Source organism: Chitinophaga sp. LS1 (assembly GCF_034274695.1).
GTDB lineage: Bacteria > Bacteroidota > Bacteroidia > Chitinophagales > Chitinophagaceae > Chitinophaga.
This window is the reverse complement of the sequence record NZ_CP128362.1, coordinates 8,560,556-8,580,646: the sequence shown is the minus strand read 5'-3', so window position 1 is coordinate 8,580,646 and position 20,091 is coordinate 8,560,556. Positions and strand designations below refer to the sequence as shown.

The window sequence follows — 20,091 nt, the reverse complement described above, 5'->3', positions numbered from 1 at the left end:
ATTTCATAAAGTAGGCTACTTAAAATATGGATAGTCGATTACTTTTATGCGCCAGCCTCTTGATGACCTTTCGGAGACTGCAAGACGAGGAGGCATATAATTATTATTTATAAAATCCGCAAGACGGAAAAAGCAAACAGTTTTAACAGCTCCATTAACCATATAAAATGTAGGTGTATTGATTATGAACATCCCTTCCACCCTGAAAGCTGCCGGTTTAATGGAAAGACCAGGATATTTGTGGGTGAGATGATTACAAACAAGTTCCCTATTTACCTGAACCCAACTGACTTTATTGGCAATTTTGAGTTCATAAGTTTGCTTGAAATTGGAGTAATCGGCTGAAAAGGAAAGCATATCATATCTGGCACGATTATATTTACAATCAGCGACTACGATTACATTTCTCTTCGGATCAACCCAGACAAAATCCATCTCACCGATACCTTGTACGTCAACCTTAACAGAATACTTCCTTCCGTCCGAAAAAGAAAGTATATTTCTATCATAGGGTAGATGTAGATGTTCTAATATTTTTACAACTTCATCTTCCAAAAGACTATCATGTTCCTCACTTTTTTTATCCAAGTACTTTACAAAACAGGGATTATTTTTCCATTCGCTGGCGGCCTTGTTCCATTGAAAACCATTAGTCGCAAGAACAGTAATGCTTTCTGCCCATTTTTGCACACCAATGAGATGGCGGTCGTTTCCATTTTCGTTAACTACAAGAATTGGACGAAATAGATGTCTTTCCATGGAATTAACTTTATATACGGATTCTTTGATAGGCAACTTATTCTGACGGTTGAAAGTAAGACCATTATAAAAGTTCGTAGCGTTCTCCCGGCTGGTTCCCTGGCTCACTTGGTTTTGAATAAGGATGCCAGGTTCTATTGTTTGAAATTCCCAGCCTTGAGGACTGTGGTGCTTTTTTATGTGAACTATTTGATGGCCAGCAAAGTCATAATCTATACCCAAACAATTTTTTAACGCGTCTTTCATCTCATCAACTCCCTTTTCGTCAAATATGCCATACTTGAAGTCCTCGTTCATAACCTCTATCAATTTTGAGAATATCGCCTCAATTGCCGGAGGTCTTACCAATTTCAAATATCCATCTGTATCAATGTCCAGTAGCAGCGTTCCACGGATCATTCGCATTTCGGCTAGGTATTGAGCAAAACCGATTAGTTCTGATCCAAGAAACAATAGGTCTTCTATTATTTCATCATATTGACGGAGTATGGCTGCAGTTGTTTGGGAAATACGAGTATAGGTTACGTCACAAGTCTGTTCCAATGCAAGTTTTAATATCCTCCTGTTTATTGCTAAGTCATCTTCCTTTATGGCAATCGTTTGGTAAATATTCTCCCCACTTAACAAACGGGTCCAAAGTTTTATTGAAGATTCATGGAATGCAAACAAGTAGTTTACAAATAGTTTATCGTCAATCACCGATATAACCTTGGTAAATTCTTGTGCGCACCAATCGTAACATTCTTCTAAGATGGCCCCAAGATTTGAAGGATCGCCAATTTCCTTAAGATTAAACTTTTGAATGATATGGTTCGTTATTTGCGTATGATATTTCGTGGCAGAACGCTGTTCGTAAGTAATGAAAATTTCTTCAGCTGAAATATATATGACCATAGTAACAGAATAATTTTTGTATGTTGATTGATATTATTTGGGTTAAATCAGTAGATTCCACACACGTCCTTTCTGTTGCGGAATATGGCTATTCATCCCTGATAACACATGCATGCAGATTTGGAATGCTATGACTTATTTAGTGATCCTTTTTAATGATTCATTCCGGTTGCTTCTCCAACATGCTATAAACAAATCCTCTTATATTATTTTAAGCTATTGACAAAGTCCATCATTATTTCGCCGTGTGTCCACACAGATGCTTTAACATTGTATCTAATATCTTCTTCTTCCATTGCCACTTCTATCTTATCAGTCGGAATAGCAACTAGGCTCTGTTGTGTCTTCAGCAAGTTGACCTCATTGTATTTTGCGGTTAGTATTTCGCCAATATTCCTTACAAACCTGATGTACTTTAGAATGTTATCTGCATTAATTTCATAATTGTTCAATGGTAATACTACTAGCGCATAGCTGGATGGGTTTTCGACCGCACGTTGGGCCTGCAATCTTGTCATCGCTGCATAATCTTTTCCAGTAGCCTTGAGCTCGAGATACCACGAACCGACCCGGAAGACAATTTTCTCTCCATTTTCATCAACCAAATCAGAACTCTCCGGTGAGATAATATAGTCACTTCCAAATGGCCTTCGCTCAATGTCAAGATGAAGGAGTTCGGGTCTTAAAAATAGCTTCTTGAATTCCTTTTCTAATAGTCCACCAATTTGTTGATTACGGTTGATTAACTCCATATTTTGCTGGCGCTTTCGATACTCGTTTTGAAGACTTCTGTCTTTCAACATAACCTCAGCTAGTACAGGGTCTAAATTTGCGGTCAATAAAGCGGTAAAAGCACGTTCCCAGGCAACTTTTTCAGCGTCAGTACTTAAAGTGTTTTTAAGTAGGTCAGAGACGCTAACTCCAAGTAGATTTAGTAACTCAGTTGCCTTTTCATTCCTGATGAGTGTTTTAAGATATGGCGCTGAGTTGATCAAGCCTGATAGATTTTGAGATGATGGACGCTCTGCCGAATAATGCTGGGCTGCTTCGCCGGAAATGTTTTTAACGTTGATCCACTGATTGTTTTTCAGACGGCCTACCCATAAAGCCTTTCTAAATTCTACCTGCTGTCCTGACTTCAGTGTTACCATATGAAATTGATTATAGTCGTCATCCACCATTACCGCTTCCTCAAGCGCAAATTGCAAAATTTCTATAGACGATTGCGCAGTCGAACTATTAGATAAAATATGGTTGTCAGTGGCTGTAAAAAACGCGAAATCACTGTAAGTTATTTCCTCAATTTTGCTAAACTCATTTTCATCAAACAATAAATTCTCCTTTTCTGGGTCTTTCAACAGTTGGGTAGCTACACTTTTGTTTAGGGGAGTTGTCCATTTGATCAATGGCGACAAATGAATAAACCAGTTATCCGCCAACCATTCCAATTCGTCTTTACTTAGAATTTCTGCATAGACATGATGCAGGCAATCACGGTCTCTAACCAGCTTTTCAAACAACTTAAACGTATTGCGCCAGATAGATTTTGGTGCCAGTAATTTTTGCTTTTTATCCGAATAAGCGCCAAGAGGGTGCTTAAAGAAAATAATGTTCCTACTTTGATCTTCACCTGCGGTAATAACTAAGAAAGCATTAATAAAATTTCCCCTCTTGTTTACAATCAACCATTTTAACATTAGGGCATTCGCCTTCATCAGTTTCGGATCCAAAAAAGCGGTAACAGGCTGAAGTGCATTTTCAGCGATCAGTTTATTGACGAGATCTTCCTTCTTATATGATCCGCAAAGATCAATCGGAAGCTCGATACCAGGTTCAACTAATGTAGGGAACAAATTTGTACCCAATAACTCTGAAACGGCGTATAAAGTTTCATCTTTTATTTCGTCAATTTTGATACTTACATCTACTTTAACCAATTGCTTGCTTTGCACGGGTACTAGCGCTGATTTATAAAATAGGCTGATATCTCCACCGCCAAGCAATATATACAACTCATTCAACCATGGAATGGCGGCCCTTGTGCCCAATTTCTTCTGCAAGCTGGGCAGATTATCCTCGTTCTCTATCAGAGAGCAGAAATCGGGAAGCATAAATTTTTTCTTCTGAATTGTCTGGTTTTCATCAGGAAAAGATGCAGCATTCACAACAAATTGATGCCACTTATCCGCTTCATCTTCAAGTGGGATTTTTGCTGGTGCAAAATCTTTAAGCAGCGTAAGCATTGTATTGCGTGTGGCTGTATCACCTTCTCCAGGAATAATGAGATCAGCGATTGTTATAGGTGTATTATCACTTCCCTGGGTCGTAACTAATGGAATCGAAATAATATTAGTAATCGCTGAAAGTTTAACGGACTTTAGCCACTGTTCATCCAGCCATTTAGGTCCCTGCCGGTCGTAAAATGTGATGATATTAAACCGATGTTCAACATTTTGCGCCAAAGACCATTCTAAGATCGATGGCAGCGTCGCAACTGCTTCCTCAATGCTTTTTTTATTCTGCAATATGACTTCGTTGGTGCCCGTACCAAGAAATACCCCGTTCCGTTCATGCTTAAGGCCAAACGTTGCGGAGTGTATAACGAATGGCAAGCCGAGGACTTCGGTGCCCAAAAGCGGAAAAGACGCAAATAAATTCGGCGTGTGTGTATTCGGTGATGTAAACGTGCGGCTATCCCCTGTGATCTCAATTTTGAAACCTGATTGCCAATTATCTCCAATTACTTTAATAACCGATTGTTGGGCAGGTTCTCCTTCAATGCTATATGTAATGCCAACTTCTTCCAACAAGTGAGAATAGCCTTGGTATATTATGGACTTCAATTTTTCATAAAGCATTTCCACCCCTTTGACATTAACGCTTATATTTTTAAATTTCGGGTTGAAGGCAAGTACATAGGGCAAGTATTCGGCAATCTCTTCAAGCCCTGAAGTTGATGCGGTTTTACCAATATCGCTCAGTTGGTAAGTAAAGCTGGTTGTAAAAGGTCCGAGGTCAGCTTGGTTCTCCCTATTGAAAGATGTATAAAAATCCATTGTGGACTGCTGCTGTTTTATCAGGAAATCAGGCGCTTTATCTGCTTCCCGGTCCAGTATAAAATTAAATGTTGTACTATCGTCTAATGTACCCCGGATCCGAACTTTTCTTGATAAAATATAAGTAGCAATGAAACCGGTCCCGAAGCGCCCTGTTTTACCGGCTTTGCCTTTTTTACTGGAGCCCTGTGTGATCAGCTTAAGTATTTCAGCCAGTTCAAAAGTATTGCCGTCATGTTTGAATACAACTTCATTCTCTGTAATAATTAACCGTACACTGACTGTTTGGTTATCTTCAACAGCATCTTTAGCATTTTGCAAAAGTTCCCAAAACCAGCGTGCCTGGTTATCTCCTTCAAGAATAGTTTCATTAATACCCGTAAAAACAGCCTCGCTATGACTTTCTACGGAAATTTTATCCTTTTCTTCATTGATTTGTTCCCAAGTATACATGCCATTTAATGTTTTTTGTCTTTCTATCAGTAATAGCGTCCAAAATTTTCTTCATCTTTCCAGAAAGCGTAACAGCGCTTCATTTGAATTATAGGAAACGTTATATCCTTCTGAAGTTTTCGCCATGGGCCAAAGCCTAGTTCTTCGCAAATCTTAAAAAAGCCATCACCTTCATAATTACTTCCTTTAGTCAATACAAGTGCGCTCAATAGGGGGCGTTCATGCCTATGCTCATAAGCCGATATCTCACCTAATATTCTACCTATCTCCGACCGTGCATATTCGGAATCTCGCATAACCAAACCTAGTTCACATTGGTCTGATAATTCCTGATAGGTTATAGTCTGCTCTCCTTTTGCCCGTGCAGTTGCTATGAGTTTATTGCGCACAATTTCATTCATATTGGTAGATTGATGGGGGATTTTTAATAACCATTTATTTAGCTTAGATTCTACTTTAAAGTAAAAAGTATAATAAAATATATGTGATGCGTAGTTACATATATTTTCCAGTTTCATGCTTACTTACCATATAATGATATTTTAATCTTTATTTTAAATGTTTACACGCTGAAAATGTAAGGTGGTATATCATTGCTATTGCTCCTCGAATTGCACCATAGCGATAAAACTACAACGAATATTATAATTATTATCTGGATCAACATCGCCGATGCCTACCCAGGCAACAGGCTTTAAACTGTTGAATTTATTCAAACAGAAATGATAAAGCATAAAATCCAATTCCTGATGATCCTTGGCTATCATATAAGTAATACCTGTTTGATTGTCACCACTTCCAAAACAAATCGAACAGTCATGTAGTTTTCTATCTTTACGATATTGATTTCTGACCTTTTTGATGTATGCCATGAGCTTTTTAATAGATTCTGTATTGGCAGACAACATTTCCAGCATGATCTTGGTTCGATGCGAGATACTAGAATTTTCTATTGCTATCAAAAGTTTAATAAAGTCTTCTGGCAAATGGCTTTTCACCTTCGGAGTAAACTTTTTTTTGTGTCCAAACATGTAGTTATAATAGTCATTAATGGCATCTGTGTTATTATCAAAGCTCATCCCAGTAATACTATTTTCTTGAATCTCATTCAATATATGCTCAACATACAATCCATTGTTAAGGTAGTAGGCAAGCATATCGATTTCTTCGTATATCTGAAAATATTCGAACTGAAGAAAGCGCTGGCGTCTCCTTAAATAATGTAGAAACAGTATGTCTAGTTCTATGTGATCAGCTATAACTACTAGGTCGTACAAGCTGATAATCCAAGGGAATACATGTTCTGGAAAGAAATTTAGGTCGTTAGCTACCTTAATCAACGGTGTCAAATGACCTACAGGCTCAAGGGTGAGGCTGACAATAAATATTTCGTCATATTTTTTGGAGTCAATTATGATAATTTCTTTTTTTCCTTTGGTGAAAAACACTGCTTCCCCTGACTCCCTAATAAAATCTACAGTTCGTTTACCCTGAAGCGTGGCATCTTTTATTAGGTCTTTTAAATGCGATTCGGTGCGTTGAAAATTACCTTCTTTAGCCTTGCTCGTGATTCGATTTCCTTTAGCCTCAATCACAAATAATATAGTGTCGTATGCGATTAGTCCATCAGTTTCGCAGACATTCCCATCTTTTTCATAGAAAAGATTTTGAGGATGCATGGTACCGTGGCTAAACAATCTAGAGAAGTACTCCATACCTTTGGTTAGAAGGAAATCGTGCTTATTATCTTTAAATTTGGCAGATAATTTAGGGCTTGTTTTAATAAAGTTTTCATATAATGGTTCTACGCTCCAAGTGAGTAATGAAAAAGATGGAATAATGTAGTACTCGCCATGATTAATGATGGGTTTACTTTTTAGGATACTATTTGCTATTATTAAATCCTGATTAGGATCCACTTCTCCGAATCTTACCGATAATTGTGTGAGGAATTTTTTGACGGAGTCAACCGAAAGCTTACAATATACTGCAAGTTCCTCCGCAGTGAAGGCGTAAACATTCTGAAGATTAAATAATATTTCATTAGTATAATGTCCTAGGAACAACTTATATAACCGCTTAGCGGGCGTGTTTTTAAGTTCTTTAAATTGCTCCTTTATCAAAGGAGATTCCTCGGGAAACTTTCCATTTCTTTTATAGTTTTCAACCTGCTCAACAAGCTTGCTTGCTTGGAGCTTTACATTTTTTATCTGCACCTGGAACCTCTCATTAATCATTTTAAACACCTGCTGGCGTATAATGATTGATTCCTCGAGGCTGAAACCAAAATAATTAGTCAATTCTTGTTTAAGAGGTTCGTAAAGTTCAGAATTGAAAAGTAAATGATAGTCAGGGTGCCCTGGATTTCTGACTACAACTTCATCTCTGTGAAGCTTATGGGTAATCTGCTCTAGGGTTGAGGCATTTTGGTTATACTGCTGGTCCATTTCCAAAGCAGAACTTAATCCAAAATAGCTTGAAGTACTCTCCTGAATTTCCTGGACCGCCTCATAAAACTCAAGAGCAGGAACCTCACATGTTTCTTTGAAGCTACTTTTTAGGCAATGAATAGCCACGATTTCCGAGATTATAAACATCCTGCCATCCCGGTAATCACTATACTCATTTGCATCGTGCTGATGGTTGTAATGGCTTATATTGGCAATCAGCTGAAAACTGTTGAAAGGCTTGGATCTCTCTTGAAGCACTTGATAGTTTTGCTTAATCTTGTCCGGAAGAGATCCAAGCATTTCTTCATGGAAATTACCAATTTGCTCCCTTGAGTATTCATGTGGTGTAGATTCTTCTGGTTGCATTTAATGGGGCTTTTTTTAAGATTAAATTTAATGGATCAAAGGGAATTTATCAATGTTTTACCTGTAGCTCTGGAAATAGTAATTCTATTAATTTTTCACAACCAATGGTCCGGTAACTTTTAATTAGGAGACTATATGGAAAAGCGATGTTCATAATTAAAAAAGTCTTATAACCGAACTAAAATGAAAAAAAGGTAATGAGGAAGCTCACTCGATACTATTATCACTTATTGAGTCGATCCCTTATCAGATTTAACATCTATCGTCCATTGATCCTTCATATAATAAATTCATAGGCCTGGAATGTATATGAATTTCTTCCAATAGATTGTAAGGTAATATATGAATAGCAAATCCAACGGCATCAGTTTCCATAAAATTCTTTTTGTTCTTATCACCTGTGGCTACCCAATTGTTAGTAAGTAAATCAGGATTACTGTTTTTTAACTCCCGCTTAAATGGAGTAAGAATAACTTCATTAGTCTCACTATTATAGGGATTAATAATCTTTTTAAATAATGCTTCAGTACCGTCCAATTCCCCTAAAAATTGATTTTTAAAAAAGCCTACTGTTGTAGGTTTTTTGATCGTATCGTAATATCTGAGCTTATATACTTTAGATAAAATTTCAAGAAATTTCAGATCAATTTTTTCAAACAATACTGAATATCCGATTTTTTCAATCTGGGCCTTGATTTCTTCTAGTTTAGTTAAATGAATTTGTACTATTTTACCCGTGCAAGCACAAATTAAAACTTTGAGATATTTTTCAATAGCGGTACTTGCTAGAATTGCTCCTTGTATTATAAGATCTTTATTTAATAAAACTCTGGCTGCTATATAATCACTATATGCATTGTTTATTAAACCTAGGGTAAGATTGATTTTTGAATGATGAAAAGACATGTGATTAACGTTATTATTAGCTACGATATATACGGTGGTCAAAATATGTTACAAGTGCGAAGTCTTTTTGCGTAGTAAAATATATTTTATTTCGATATAGAATTGGGCTTAAGAATTTTCCCCTCAATTTATAACTTCGAAAGTTAAGTTTGAAGACGATATTGGGGTTTTTAAAAAAGGAATTTAGATCAATAAAATCAAACTTGATATTTGGATAATAATATATGATAGAATTATGTAGATAAATTCCGAGAGAGGATTAATTTAATACTTGTACAGCCTTTTTGTTACATAAAAATATGTAAAAGAATCAACGTATGTTGGTACGGTAAATTAACCAAGTTTAATAATACCGGTATCTCATAAATCCTTTTTTTTTCGTAAATGTCCACATGTAAATTCTAATATTTCACATGGCTCTACCCCAATCGCTAAAGCAATGATATATAATTCCTCTGCTCTCAACCAGGCTTTCTCCTTTAAGGTTAATTCACTTAATCGTGCTTTACTTAACCCTGTTTTACGTGCCACTTCTGACTTATTAACAGATTTGAGTATAAGATATTCCCCTAGCTTAGTTATTGATTGTAAAGGTTTTCTATAAATATTTATAGAGGGAAAATAAAAAATTATAGAAATTCTGTCATCATATTTGAAATTATGATAGATTTTCACTAAAATAGTGCCGAAAATCGATACTTATTTAAAGACTTTCTGTACTATTAAAAAATTATATAACAATGTGTTTCAATACTTCATGACAATAATCTAAATTGCAAACACTTAAAATATTAAGCGCGTTTGCTTTAATTCTCGGTCCCCTGAAACTACGACCTTCTAAGAACCCGAGAAATAAGGTAAATCGCTCACGTCATAGGCGTGGGCGTTCTTATTCGGTTCAGGGTGTCGTAGCCCATGGGGACGGTAAGGACTAACCCACGTCTCTTTTATTCCTACCCAGGCTGGTTAGTCCTTACAAGCAATTCAATTCCTATTTCTCACCTTTTAACTTTTGCTATGAATTGTAAGGCTAATAACAGCTATCACCCTTATTTTTTAACTGTAATTACTTCTTGTCTATTTCGGTCGGATGCTTATTTGTTAACCCTTAAACCTAGCCTGGTATGAGTTACAATGACTACCCAGATTCAGCATATTTCCCCCAGAATCTCAGAACTGAACACATTAAAGACCCTTACCTGGTACTTTATGAGTTTTTTGATTATTGTGGATTGCCAGAAGTAAGAAGAACATTCTGGGAATTTTTTAAAGCTGCCGTAACGGGAAAGTTCAATAAGGAAAGCTATAAGTATGTTAGGGTTTCAATTGTCGAACTATACGAAAAAATACAGAAACTCATAGAGGCTGCACATTTAATCAATGAGGAATACAAAAAGAAGAAAGAGTTGCAGGTAAGTGAAGTGACAGACATTCAACATCTGTCCAACTTTGGAAAAAGCAACATGAAGAAAAAATTATCCAAATTATTACAGATTCGGTTAAGCCAAAACGCATTTACACGCTGTGTAATATTGATGCAGACAGCCAACATGAGCCTAAATATGATTATCTCGTCGTAGTTCCTGAAAATTCTCCCCAGTCTTTCGATGATATAAAAGAGTTGATAGAAAATGTCTGTTTAGAATTGCCACCCATTTCTGTTTCATTCGTAAAGGAGAACCAATTTTCCATTGATTTAGGTAATTAATGAATAGGTTCTTTACGCCATCACTCTCAAAATTCTGTTATGAAATTATCACCTAATAATTCGGGCGGAACATATCCCGCAGATATAGAAGCTATGCAGCGATTCATGGGAATGTTAGCCCATGAAATGAGAACACAAATAGCGGGTATCTGTACTGCAAGTAAAATGCTCCTAAATGAAAAGGATTGCAGGAAGAATGCGAACTTTTACCTTTCTCACATTAATTGTATGAGTGTGAATGTGCTGCATGTTTTAAATAACATGATGGCAACAACCACTATTGGAGATGGGAGACTATCTACAAATATAGTATCGAAACGTATCCAGATCCGCCAATGGTTAAAAGAACAGATTCAGCAGTATAAGTTACTCACTTCCACCCGTTCGGTCAAAATCAGAATCAGTCTTCGCCGTGCGGTGCCAGAGTTCATTGTGACGGATGAAATAAAGCTGGAGCAGATTTTAAAGAACTTAATAGACAACGCTTTGAAATTTGCCCCCTCTGATACAGATGTCTTAATATGTATCAGTTCTTTGGGAGAAACCCGTTTGTTATTTCAAATATCTGATCATTGGGAGGGAATTCCTGCTGATAAAATTCCTTTCTTATTTCAGCCGTTTCAGCCAATTGATAAAGGTTTAGGGGGAATGGGATTAGGTTTATATATCAGTAAACTCTATGCTTCTTCTTTAGGCGGTGATCTAATGTTGGCTAAAAGCGATAAGAAAGGAACGACCTTTTTATTTCTTATTGATACACAATGTCAGGCCAACCCAATTGTTAAAAATTTAATTCATTAATATGAACACAATGAATATCCAACAGCTTTCTAAACCACAATTAGCGATACTGGTACAATTAATTCAAAAAATTGTAGAAACTGTTTCTCCTATAAAAATTATATGTTATGGCTATCGTACCACTACCATGAGTGATTGGAGTTGCTTCTTCGATAGCGAAACCAATGTTAGGACAATGTATCCAACTTTTGATTTATTGCTCATAACCAATGATAATGAGAAAAGACCCAATCATGAAATAATTGAAATTGTAGAGAAACATGCAGCTGCGGTAGAGTGTGATGCTACTACGATTGTGGAGCATCAGAAAGCTGTTAACAAGGGATTAGAGAATGGTAAGCGGTTTGTTTCTACTGTATTTCGTTATGGCGCGATCCTATATAATAATGACACCGATATACCCGTTCAAGCAAAAAAACTGGAAAGCACTGTATTGAATAAATTGATAGATGATAACTGGCAAAGATATTTTGGTTTGGCGCATCGTTTTTTCAAGACGGCTAACTATTCTTTTGAGAATGGCTGGTATGAACAGACCATTATTGATTTACACCATTCAGTAGAACATGCCTGTATTGCTATATTAAAGGTTTGTACAGGCTATCGACCTACAACCCGTAACCTTTCCCGGTTGTTAGACCTGACATGTAATTTCTCCCAGGAATTACATGTTGTTTTCCCACGACTTACAAAGGAAGAAACATACCTTTTTAATACACTAAATAGGGCATATTCAGACGCTCGTTATAACGAGAAATTCACAGTATCTATTGAAGTAGCCCAAATAATAATGGAAAGAGTTGCAACCTTAATTGGCTTAGTAGAAAAACTATATGAGAAGAAAAAGCTTTGCATAGAAGCCATTCAACCAATTAGCTTTCCTTTAAATTTAGATAGCCAATGAGGCAGCCTAGTAGTAAGAGGCATAATACAGAACAAAGATTGAAGGTCTTTATATATTGTCTTGGGGTAGAATTGTATTCATTGAGGAAAAGTCAAAAGAAAAGTATAAAGGTCGTTGCAAAGGATACAAAAATGTCATCCAGCATAATAAGTCAGATAGAAAGAGGACTGTACAAAAACTTCTATGTCTCAAGATTACTGCGACTTTGTAAGTATTATAAGGTTGACATGGTGGAAATGTTAGGTCGTGCAGAGGATAAAGACCGGAACAACACTATTTAAACATACTTTCAACTGAAATCAAATTGTGTTCAATCATTTTCAATCGGTTTTCATTATGTTTTCAATCGGTTTTCAAATGGCAATGTCTCGTGAGATAATCCTGGACTAGGCATTACTGCTCCCTTGTTTTTATGGCTGGTCTAACTAATTAGACATAATTCGACATAATCAGGTAAAATTCGACATAAAACTACACAAATCTACATAATCCGGACATTGCCTTTTTCGACGGTGGTAATTTTGTAGAAAAAAACTATGACTAAACTCACAAGACAGGTATTTGATATACCGGCCAATATTATGCTGGACGTATGCAATTTAATTTGCGAACACGAACTTGAGCATACCATAATGGAAGTAGATGAGGATGAAGATACAATCAGTCTTGAATTACAGTATAGTAAACAAGACAGGAATGTAATTCATAGGATAGAGGATATGATAGTTGATAACAGTGATGAAGAAGATGACGAGGACGAAGAAGATGATGATGACCAGAATGAATAGTTGTATCCGTAATAGGGAGTGTAATTAATTTTATATTCCCTATTACATTATGAGTATTATTTTTTCATTTTAATTTCTTCCTATGTGCAACACTGAGTTAACTGAACCATCAGAGAATACTGAAAGCCATAATATATCAGACCCTGAGCTTTTAATAACACTTAAAATATTCGCGAGGATTCTACTATCTGTTAACCACTCTGAACACATTGAGACACCATTTGTAAATCTTAATCCACCTGAAAAATTAGCCGCATGAGTATTATTAACGCTTTTAAAAAATTTGGAAACTATTCCAAAAAACAACCTGTTAAAGTGGCCGCACAGGCAGCTGTGGTATATACCAGGGTATCCAGCAAGGAACAGGGTGCGTCCTGAAACCTGAGGCTGCGTAAGTAGCTGAAGGGTGCTGTAACACAGATGGAGGTAGGCCCTCCGGTAGCGGCTGGCAAGAGCAGCTATCAAACCACCCTAAGCTGCATAAGTCAAAAGCTTGTGTGGTGAGCATTAGGGCAAAAGGTAGGACAGAAGTTCTATCAGGTACATGTAAAAGAGTTGAACGAAAGTAAACCACTGATGAAGCATCGAAATTTGCAAATAGGAGTCGACATCAAAACCGCAGGTGTTCTTGTTACCAGCGGGATAAGTGCAGCAGACGACTTGTTTACTGGCTGCATGGTGTCCGGTGTAGAGGTGGCAAGACTTTTACATAGGCTTTGTTACGGAACAGGAGAAACAGTATTGTCATGTAAAGGGAAAGGCACAAGGACGCAATCTGAGGCTGAAAGTACCAATGGACAATACTGTGGCAGACTGTGGCATAGTAGTGAAGAAGTTCCTGTAATGGGGATGGAGCGAAGGCCACAGCTCATTGGACAATATTGTATTAACAACCTTAAAAAGGGAGGATTAATATGATGGCGTCAAGGTCTTTACCTATAACCAAAGAGATGGTATGGCATGCTTACGGAAAGGTTAAGCGTAGCAATGGCAGTGCAGGTGTAGATGAAGAGACGATCTCAATGTTCGATCAGAATTTATCTGGCAACCTGTATAAGTTATGGAATCGCCTCCGTTCCGGTAGCTATTTTCCGCCTGCTGTTAAGGAAGTTGCCATTCCGAAAGGAGATGGCAAGGTCAGAAAGTTGGGTATTCCAACTGTCAGTGACCGTATTGCACAGATGGTCGTCAAGGATTACCTGGAGCCGATTATTGAACCGATCTTTCATCCAAACTCGTTCGGCTATCGACCTGGAAAGAATGCTTTACAGGCAGTGGAACAGGCAAGGCGGAATTGTTGGGATCTGGATTGGGCGGTGGATTTGGATATTCAGTCATTCTTTGATGACATAGATCATGAGCTACTACTAAAGGCAATAGAGCGGCATACTTCTGAAAAGTGGGTACTGCTTTATATCAGAAGGTGGCTAACAGCTCCCATTCATAAAGAACAGCAATCAGAAGCAAGAACAAAGGGTACGCCACAAGGTGGTGTAAGTGCGCTGCGAAGCGTGTACAAGTAATGCTTGGCAGGATTAATCCTCCTGTACAAGATAGTGCTTTCCCCAAAGCACTAAGGCTGATCCGGCAGGCAATGGATAATGAGCATTAGATTGTCTGGAGCCCGGAGAACAAGGGATAAAATGACGGCACTCCGTTACGTTATGAGATCCCGAGCCTGATGCAAACTATGGTTACGAAAGAAACTCTTGTTAGAAGCGTTCCTCACCTTGAACGTACTGTCAAACAACGGAGATGGTACGAGACATTGGGTAATAGAATATCTGTTCGATTCTATGAAAAGGCATTTTTGCTGCGATGTCAAACTGCTCTGGTTATAGGGGTATAAACCATCAGCCATGTCGGGGATATTAGTGTATATCTCATGGGCGTAAAGAGAGAACCTAAGGTTTGCGCAGATGTACTTGTACATGAACGTAGGAAGGTTAGATACTGGTCTTATGTATTTAAAGATGCGTAAGAATGGATCAGCTGCGATTGACGTGGTATCTACCTGGCAGAGTGGTCGTAGTAGTCCGAGCAGGAAAAGAGTCCTGCACATGGCGAAGGACCGCAGGATTGTAAAGATTTATGTTTGAAAATAGAGAGGAATAAAATGTATGTCCGATATTATCAAAGTTCAACATAGTCTCGCCAGAAAGGCGCATAGTGATACGAACCATCAGTTCGGTCATCTCTATCGTATTATTTGCAACAGAGAATGGATTACAGAGGCTCTTGAAGCTGTATTACAGAACAAAGGAGCCAAAACAGCCGGTATTGACGGCGTAACCAAAAAGACACTTCAATCGGATGACGCAAAAAGAGCGCTGGTAACAGAATTGGAAATGGAACTTCGGGAGAAGAAGTTTAATCCCAAACCAGTAAGAAGAGTATACATACCTAAAGGGAGAGATCAGAAACGGCCGATTGGGATACTTATTGTCAAGGATCGTGTAGTACAAATGCTTATCAAAATGTTGCTAGAGCCTATATGGGAGAGTTTATTTATGAACTGTTCCAACGGGTTCCGCCCAAAACGCAGGACAATGGATTGTATTGCGTTACTGGATAGCTATATCAATAAGCGAAATAAATACTATTGGATCATTGAAGGAGATATTAGGGGAGCATTTGATAATATTCATCATGAAACACTGATGAGTATTTTATCCAAAAGGATTGGTGATCAGAGAATCTTAAATCTGATTAATCAATTTCTGAAGGCAGGCGTCATGGAAAATGGATTATTCCATAAGAGCGAATCTGGCTCACCTCAGGGTGGTATTTGCTCGCCTTTACTGGCCAATATTTATCTGCATGAAATGGATAAATATTGGTGGGAACATTATGGCGGATTACATCGAAAGGCAAAAGAGAAAAGAAGAACAGAGAAGAAAGGGAATTGTTCATTGATAAAATATGCTGACGATTGGCTGTTATTAACCAATGGCACCAAACAGGAAGCATATAGATTGAGAAATGAATTTGAGAAGTTCCTGAAGGAGAAATTACATCTGGAATTATCAGTGGAAAAGACGCACATAACTCATGTGAATAAAGGATTTGATTTTCTGGGGTTTAATATTCGTCGGCATGTTAGAAATAATGACAAGCCCAAAATGTTTATTACGCCCACTAAAAGGTCAATAGAGAAGTTAAAGATGAAGGTTAAGGAAATGACAGCAAGGAAAAGATTTAAAGATGTTCCCCTTTTAAAGTTCTCTGCCCTGAATGCACTGCTCAGAGGTTGGATTGCTTATTATCGACATAGTAACGTCAAGACTATAGCCAAGCAACTTGACCTATGGGTAAATCGCCGTTTAGTGTCCTGGTTGAAAAAGCGTCATCGTTTACCTGTAAGAAGAATACTGAAAATGTATAAGAAACGGCAGAATGGTACCAGAAATAATTTAGGTATTCAAGACGGGAATAGGATAAAATATCTGTTCAAGATGTTTGACCAACCCCTTACGAAGTACAAATCACGTAAGCCGGCAAACCTTTATTTGAATAAGGATGCCATAATAAGAACGGAAGCAGTGACAGTACGAGAAGTATCAATACCAGATAAAGTATGGTTCGGAAATGCAGATAATGAATCATGGAGAGTGATCAAAGCTGAATTAAAAGCAGCAAGAGGTGCGCGTTGTGAAATATGTGGCAGCCTGAGTAATCTTGATTTGCATCATATAAAGGCGAAGAAAACAGGAGGCAAGGATACAAAAGAAAACGCGCAACTACTCTGTGAATCGTGTCATATTAAAACGCCCACGTACGGTAGACAAAAGAAATAATGTTGCAATCTGGAAAGCCTATTGACGCAAAAGTGTCACGATGGGTTTGGAGAGAGGAATGGGGAAACACAGGTGGTGTGAACTACAAAGGTGCGTCCTGTTCCTACTCTATTTAGTCCTTTACTTGCGAATTTGTTCCTACATTATTGTTTCGACAAATGGATGCAGTTACGTTACCCGGAAGTACGCTTTGAAAGGTACGCGGATGATATCGTGTTACATTTCCGTACACAGAAAGAGGCTTTATTTATCCTTAATCGTATTCAGGAGAGGTTTGGAACTTGTAAGTTGAAGGTTCATCCAGAAAAGACAAAAGTTGTTTATTGCAGAGATAAGAAACGTAACAAAAGTGATCATCCTGTTGTAAGCTTCGACTTTTTAGGATTTACATTTAAAGCAAGGCAATGTCGTAAGAAGGCAAACAACCATATATTTTATAGCTTCACACCGGCCATCAGCACAAGATCAAAAGTGAAGATAGGTAATGCTATAAAGGCACGAAACCTCCGCAGCAGAATCACCGACAATTTTGAAATATTTGCCAAAGAACTAAACCCACAAATCCGTGGCTGGATTACCTACTATGGGAAGTTCAGGAAATCAGAACTGAGGCGAGTGTTTCATCAGTTAAACAAACGGTTGACTAACTGGATTAAGGATAAGTACAAGCTTAATATCAGGCGTGCAGTGTTACGCAATAAAGCACTGGCGAAAGCCAATCCTAAACTCTTTGTACATTGGGAACATGGCATCTTACCATGAGAAAGAGATTGACCAATGAGAAGAGCCGTATGAGATGAGAGTCTCACGTACGGTTCTGTGAGAAGGTAGGGTGAAAGTCCCTGCCTTACTCGATCAGACCATAATTTAAGCCTGGATGTTCAGCGTAAATCAATCGAAGAATCTGCCCGTAAGAACAACCTGGGTATCATTGGTTACTTCGGGGGCACTTATGAAAGCGCGAAAACCGATGGTCGTAAAGAGTTTAACCGGATGTTGGACTTTATTAAAACCCGTAAGGGAAAAGTGAGTCACATATTAGTTTATACACTTGATCGTTTCTCCCGAACAGGAGGTGCTGCTATTAAATTAGCCGAGGAATTAAGGGAGAATTATGGTGTTACCATATTTGCAGTTACTCAGCCAACAGATACTTCCAATCCTAGTGGTGTATTGCATCAGAATATCACGTTTTTGTTTAGTCAGTACGATAACCAACTTCGTAAGCAAAAAGCGGTGGCAGGCATGATAGAAAAGTTTGACAAAGGTATTTGGGTAACTAAGCCACCACAGGGATATGATATTGTGAAGATTAACGGTCAACGTAAAATTGTTGTAAACGAAGTAGGTAAAAAGATAAAGAAGGCATTTATCTGGAAGGCCGAGGGTATGAAGAATGAGGAAATTATTTCCAGGCTGAAGGCTATGGGAGTTAAGATGTATAAACAGCAGTTAACTAAGATATTTAAACGTCCTTTCTATTGTGGTATGATTAACCACGGGTTATTGGAAGGTAAAATAGTGGAAGGTGACCATGAGAAGATGATCAGCCCTGAAATCTTTTTAAAGGTCAATAACATTCATCAGGGCTCAGGAGGTTACGGTGTGCCACACAAAAAGGAACAAGACGCTGTGCCTCTTAAAATCTTCATTAAATGTGATACCTGTAACCAGCCATTTACAGGTTATGTAGTCAAAGCAAAATCACTGTGGTATTACAAGTGCCGGAAGGATGGCTGTAAATGTAATAAAAGCGCCAAAAGGATGCATGAACTATTTGAGCAGTTGTTAAGTCAATTCTATTTCGATGATAATCAGATAGATTGCCTTAGAAAGGTACTTCTTGAGGAGTATTATGAAATGAACAGGGAAAACATCGAACAACAGAAAATATTAACCGCCCAATTAAAAGAGATCGATAACAAGATCGACGGCTTGGAGGAAAGTAGGTATGTATTAAAAGAAATAGGGCAGGAGACGTTCGATAAGTTTTATTCCCGGTATAGTAAGGAGCGGAATCTTATTTCCACCAAACTTGAAAAATGCACCGGAAGTATTTCGAACCCGGAAGAAGTAATAAACCAAGCCATATCTCTTTCTTCCAAACTCGCTATGATATGGCGTTCCAGTGATACAGGCGCAAAGGAGAAGCTGCAAACCCTAGTATTCCCCAACGGAATCATCTACGACCGCCAAAATGAGGCATTTCGAACCCCAAAAGTGAACTACATTTTCTCACGGATTGCCCACCTATCGGGCAATCCACCCCAAAACGAAAAAGGGACCGATCATCTTTTCGATAATCAGTCCCCTTTAGCGGAGAAAGAGGGATTCGAACCCCCGGACCTGTTACAGTCAACGGTTTTCAAGACCGCCGCATTCGACCGCTCTGCCATTTCTCCGCTGCAAATGTGAAAAACTGAATGAAAATCTCCAAATATTTTTTCAAAATGTGTAAAACATTTTTCAAATATATCTCACCAACCCGCCCAAAAACACCTACAAATCACTCCTCAAAACCGCGCCACTACTAGCATTCGTCACTAACGCCCTATACTACCTCAGCCATCTTGAAGTCAACACCTTTTTTACCACCATAAACTCCTTTTTCCTCTTTTCTATCTCCTCATTCCCCAATCTCACCTCCAAAGTATGCCTATCCATATCAATATGAATCTCATCTCTACAATCCTATCACCCCCCTTCAGCGCCTCCGGTGACACATGTCCAATAGACGCTCCCCTCGTCGCCCTACTAAACCTTCCATCAGTAATTAACGCCACAGAACTACCCAATCCCATCCCCCCCCATAATCAAACTCGTCGGTGTCAGCATCTCCTGCATCCCAGGCCCGCCTTTCTGCCCCTCATACCTGATCACCACCACATCTCCGGCCTTCACTTTCCCCATCAATATCCCTTCAATCACCTTCGGCTGCCCATCAAAACACACCGCTTTCCCGCGTATACACCCTGGCACCCGTAATACCCGCCGTCTTAATCACCGCTCCATGTTCCGCCAGGTTCCCATACAAAATCGCCAATCCACCTACCTGATTATAAGAATGATCAATCTGGTGAATGATCCGCTCGTCCTTAATCTCCGCATCCTCAATCTTTTCAAAGATCGTCTCCCCACTCACCGTCAGGTGATCAATTAACACCCCATTGCCTCTTTTATTCATCGCATTCACCCCCGCCAGCCTGAAT

The 20,091-nt window shown here is 38.4% G+C and carries 21 protein-coding genes, 1 tRNA gene and 1 pseudogene; 12 read left to right on the top strand and 11 right to left on the bottom strand.

The window, feature by feature from the left end; genetic code table 11:
* Positions 1-15: 15 nt before the first annotated feature.
* The 6 genes from QQL36_RS35200 to QQL36_RS35175 all read right to left on the bottom strand — a co-directional run bounded on the left by QQL36_RS35200 (position 16) and on the right by QQL36_RS35175 (position 9,559).
* Complete coding sequence (locus QQL36_RS35200) at positions 16-1,653, bottom strand: hypothetical protein (RefSeq protein WP_321568442.1); 1,638 nt, start codon at positions 1,651-1,653, stop codon at positions 16-18.
* 206 nt (positions 1,654-1,859) lie between these two features.
* Positions 1,860-5,162 (bottom strand): ATP-binding protein, encoded by a 3,303-nt coding sequence (locus QQL36_RS35195; protein ID WP_321568441.1) that lies wholly within the window; start codon positions 5,160-5,162, stop codon positions 1,860-1,862.
* Positions 5,163-5,188: 26 nt separating this feature from the next.
* Positions 5,189-5,680: a hypothetical protein gene (locus tag QQL36_RS35190; protein WP_321568440.1), complete on the bottom strand. Its 492-nt coding sequence runs from the start codon at positions 5,678-5,680 to the stop codon at positions 5,189-5,191.
* A gap of 78 nt (positions 5,681-5,758) precedes the next feature.
* On the bottom strand, positions 5,759-7,978 hold the full coding sequence (locus QQL36_RS35185) for a hypothetical protein (RefSeq protein WP_321568439.1): 2,220 nt from the start codon (positions 7,976-7,978) through the stop codon (positions 5,759-5,761).
* Positions 7,979-8,230: 252 nt separating this feature from the next.
* Positions 8,231-8,884, bottom strand: a complete 654-nt coding sequence (locus QQL36_RS35180) for a hypothetical protein (RefSeq protein WP_321568438.1) — start codon at positions 8,882-8,884, stop codon at positions 8,231-8,233.
* 360 nt (positions 8,885-9,244) lie between these two features.
* Positions 9,245-9,559, bottom strand: coding sequence for a helix-turn-helix transcriptional regulator (locus tag QQL36_RS35175; protein ID WP_321568437.1), 315 nt, complete (start codon positions 9,557-9,559; stop codon positions 9,245-9,247).
* A gap of 449 nt (positions 9,560-10,008) precedes the next feature.
* On the opposite strand from QQL36_RS35175, the gene QQL36_RS35170 reads away from it, so the two are divergent.
* Positions 10,009-10,464 (top strand): hypothetical protein, encoded by a 456-nt coding sequence (locus QQL36_RS35170; protein WP_321568436.1) that lies wholly within the window; start codon positions 10,009-10,011, stop codon positions 10,462-10,464.
* Here the strand turns inward: QQL36_RS35170 and QQL36_RS35165 are convergent.
* Complete coding sequence (locus QQL36_RS35165; protein ID WP_321568435.1) at positions 10,451-10,576, bottom strand: hypothetical protein; 126 nt, start codon at positions 10,574-10,576, stop codon at positions 10,451-10,453. The genes QQL36_RS35170 and QQL36_RS35165 overlap by 14 nt on opposite strands.
* Positions 10,577-10,631: 55 nt before the next feature.
* Here QQL36_RS35165 and QQL36_RS35160 point away from each other — a divergent pair, with 55 nt between their 5' ends.
* The 11 genes and pseudogenes from QQL36_RS35160 to QQL36_RS35890 all read left to right on the top strand — a co-directional run.
* Positions 10,632-11,393, top strand: coding sequence for a HAMP domain-containing sensor histidine kinase (locus QQL36_RS35160; RefSeq protein ID WP_321568434.1), 762 nt, complete (start codon positions 10,632-10,634; stop codon positions 11,391-11,393).
* 1 nt (position 11,394) lies between these two features.
* The gene (locus QQL36_RS35155; protein WP_321568433.1) at positions 11,395-12,297 is read left to right on the top strand and encodes a HEPN domain-containing protein; all 903 of its coding nucleotides are present in this window, start codon (positions 11,395-11,397) and stop codon (positions 12,295-12,297) included.
* Positions 12,294-12,578 carry a helix-turn-helix domain-containing protein gene (locus tag QQL36_RS35895; protein WP_415751046.1) on the top strand — a complete coding sequence of 95 codons (285 nt, stop codon included), beginning with the start codon at positions 12,294-12,296 and terminating at the stop codon, positions 12,576-12,578. Before QQL36_RS35155 ends, QQL36_RS35895 begins: the two co-directional genes overlap by 4 nt.
* A 255-nt stretch (positions 12,579-12,833) precedes the next feature.
* Positions 12,834-13,085 (top strand): hypothetical protein, encoded by a 252-nt coding sequence (locus QQL36_RS35150; RefSeq protein WP_321568432.1) that lies wholly within the window; start codon positions 12,834-12,836, stop codon positions 13,083-13,085.
* 255 nt (positions 13,086-13,340) lie between these two features.
* The gene (locus QQL36_RS35145; RefSeq protein WP_321568431.1) at positions 13,341-13,463 is read left to right on the top strand and encodes a hypothetical protein; all 123 of its coding nucleotides are present in this window, start codon (positions 13,341-13,343) and stop codon (positions 13,461-13,463) included.
* 198 nt (positions 13,464-13,661) lie between these two features.
* Positions 13,662-14,003, top strand: a complete 342-nt coding sequence (locus QQL36_RS35140; protein WP_321568430.1) for a hypothetical protein — start codon at positions 13,662-13,664, stop codon at positions 14,001-14,003.
* Positions 14,000-14,608 (top strand): reverse transcriptase domain-containing protein, encoded by a 609-nt coding sequence (locus tag QQL36_RS35135; RefSeq protein WP_321568429.1) that lies wholly within the window; start codon positions 14,000-14,002, stop codon positions 14,606-14,608. Before QQL36_RS35140 ends, QQL36_RS35135 begins: the two co-directional genes overlap by 4 nt.
* A 450-nt stretch (positions 14,609-15,058) precedes the next feature.
* On the top strand, positions 15,059-15,184 hold the full coding sequence (locus QQL36_RS35130; RefSeq protein WP_321567739.1) for a hypothetical protein: 126 nt from the start codon (positions 15,059-15,061) through the stop codon (positions 15,182-15,184).
* A gap of 21 nt (positions 15,185-15,205) precedes the next feature.
* Positions 15,206-16,882, top strand: coding sequence for a group II intron reverse transcriptase/maturase (gene ltrA / locus QQL36_RS35125; protein WP_321568428.1), 1,677 nt, complete (start codon positions 15,206-15,208; stop codon positions 16,880-16,882).
* A 90-nt stretch (positions 16,883-16,972) separates the two neighbouring features.
* Complete coding sequence (locus tag QQL36_RS35120) at positions 16,973-17,644, top strand: reverse transcriptase domain-containing protein (RefSeq protein WP_321568427.1); 672 nt, start codon at positions 16,973-16,975, stop codon at positions 17,642-17,644.
* 108 nt (positions 17,645-17,752) lie between these two features.
* Positions 17,753-18,451: pseudogene (locus QQL36_RS35890) on the top strand (recombinase family protein); the annotation flags it as partial.
* A 748-nt stretch (positions 18,452-19,199) separates the two neighbouring features.
* Here QQL36_RS35890 and QQL36_RS35115 read toward each other — a convergent pair.
* From QQL36_RS35115 to QQL36_RS35105, 4 genes are all read right to left on the bottom strand, one after another.
* Positions 19,200-19,284, bottom strand: a tRNA-Ser gene (locus QQL36_RS35115).
* 237 nt (positions 19,285-19,521) lie between these two features.
* On the bottom strand, positions 19,522-19,683 hold the full coding sequence (locus QQL36_RS35885) for a dihydroxy-acid dehydratase (protein WP_415751045.1): 162 nt from the start codon (positions 19,681-19,683) through the stop codon (positions 19,522-19,524).
* On the bottom strand, positions 19,670-19,792 hold the full coding sequence (locus QQL36_RS35110) for a dihydroxy-acid dehydratase (protein WP_321568426.1): 123 nt from the start codon (positions 19,790-19,792) through the stop codon (positions 19,670-19,672). Before QQL36_RS35110 ends, QQL36_RS35885 begins: the two co-directional genes overlap by 14 nt.
* A 31-nt stretch (positions 19,793-19,823) precedes the next feature.
* Entirely contained in the window at positions 19,824-20,066 is a 243-nt protein-coding gene (locus tag QQL36_RS35105; protein WP_179091346.1) for a dihydroxy-acid dehydratase, read from the bottom strand.
* Positions 20,067-20,091 lie beyond the last annotated feature (25 nt).

Bases quoted from the DNA above. Each gene is read 5' to 3' on its own strand.
- QQL36_RS35105 (WP_179091346.1), bottom strand. From the start codon at position 20,066: ATGAATAAAAGAGGCAATGGGGTGTTAATTGATCACCTGACGGTGAGT.
- QQL36_RS35200 (WP_321568442.1), bottom strand. From the start codon at position 1,653: ATGGTCATATATATTTCAGCTGAAGAAATTTTCATTACTTACGAACAG.
- QQL36_RS35140 (WP_321568430.1), top strand. From the start codon at position 13,662: ATGAAGCATCGAAATTTGCAAATAGGAGTCGACATCAAAACCGCAGGT.
- QQL36_RS35155 (WP_321568433.1), top strand. From the start codon at position 11,395: ATGAACACAATGAATATCCAACAGCTTTCTAAACCACAATTAGCGATA.
- QQL36_RS35135 (WP_321568429.1), top strand. From the start codon at position 14,000: ATGATGGCGTCAAGGTCTTTACCTATAACCAAAGAGATGGTATGGCAT.
- QQL36_RS35160 (WP_321568434.1), top strand. From the start codon at position 10,632: ATGAAATTATCACCTAATAATTCGGGCGGAACATATCCCGCAGATATA.
- QQL36_RS35190 (WP_321568440.1), bottom strand. From the start codon at position 5,680: ATGAAACTGGAAAATATATGTAACTACGCATCACATATATTTTATTAT.
- ltrA (WP_321568428.1), top strand. From the start codon at position 15,206: ATGTCCGATATTATCAAAGTTCAACATAGTCTCGCCAGAAAGGCGCAT.
- QQL36_RS35150 (WP_321568432.1), top strand. From the start codon at position 12,834: ATGACTAAACTCACAAGACAGGTATTTGATATACCGGCCAATATTATG.
- QQL36_RS35170 (WP_321568436.1), top strand. From the start codon at position 10,009: ATGAGTTACAATGACTACCCAGATTCAGCATATTTCCCCCAGAATCTC.
- QQL36_RS35180 (WP_321568438.1), bottom strand. From the start codon at position 8,884: ATGTCTTTTCATCATTCAAAAATCAATCTTACCCTAGGTTTAATAAAC.
- QQL36_RS35130 (WP_321567739.1), top strand. From the start codon at position 15,059: ATGCGTAAGAATGGATCAGCTGCGATTGACGTGGTATCTACCTGGCAG.
- QQL36_RS35185 (WP_321568439.1), bottom strand. From the start codon at position 7,978: ATGCAACCAGAAGAATCTACACCACATGAATACTCAAGGGAGCAAATT.
- QQL36_RS35110 (WP_321568426.1), bottom strand. From the start codon at position 19,792: ATGGGGAAAGTGAAGGCCGGAGATGTGGTGGTGATCAGGTATGAGGGG.
- QQL36_RS35895 (WP_415751046.1), top strand. From the start codon at position 12,294: ATGAGGCAGCCTAGTAGTAAGAGGCATAATACAGAACAAAGATTGAAG.
- QQL36_RS35885 (WP_415751045.1), bottom strand. From the start codon at position 19,683: ATGGGATTGGGTAGTTCTGTGGCGTTAATTACTGATGGAAGGTTTAGT.
- QQL36_RS35195 (WP_321568441.1), bottom strand. From the start codon at position 5,162: ATGTATACTTGGGAACAAATCAATGAAGAAAAGGATAAAATTTCCGTA.
- QQL36_RS35165 (WP_321568435.1), bottom strand. From the start codon at position 10,576: ATGGAAAATTGGTTCTCCTTTACGAATGAAACAGAAATGGGTGGCAAT.
- QQL36_RS35145 (WP_321568431.1), top strand. From the start codon at position 13,341: ATGAGTATTATTAACGCTTTTAAAAAATTTGGAAACTATTCCAAAAAA.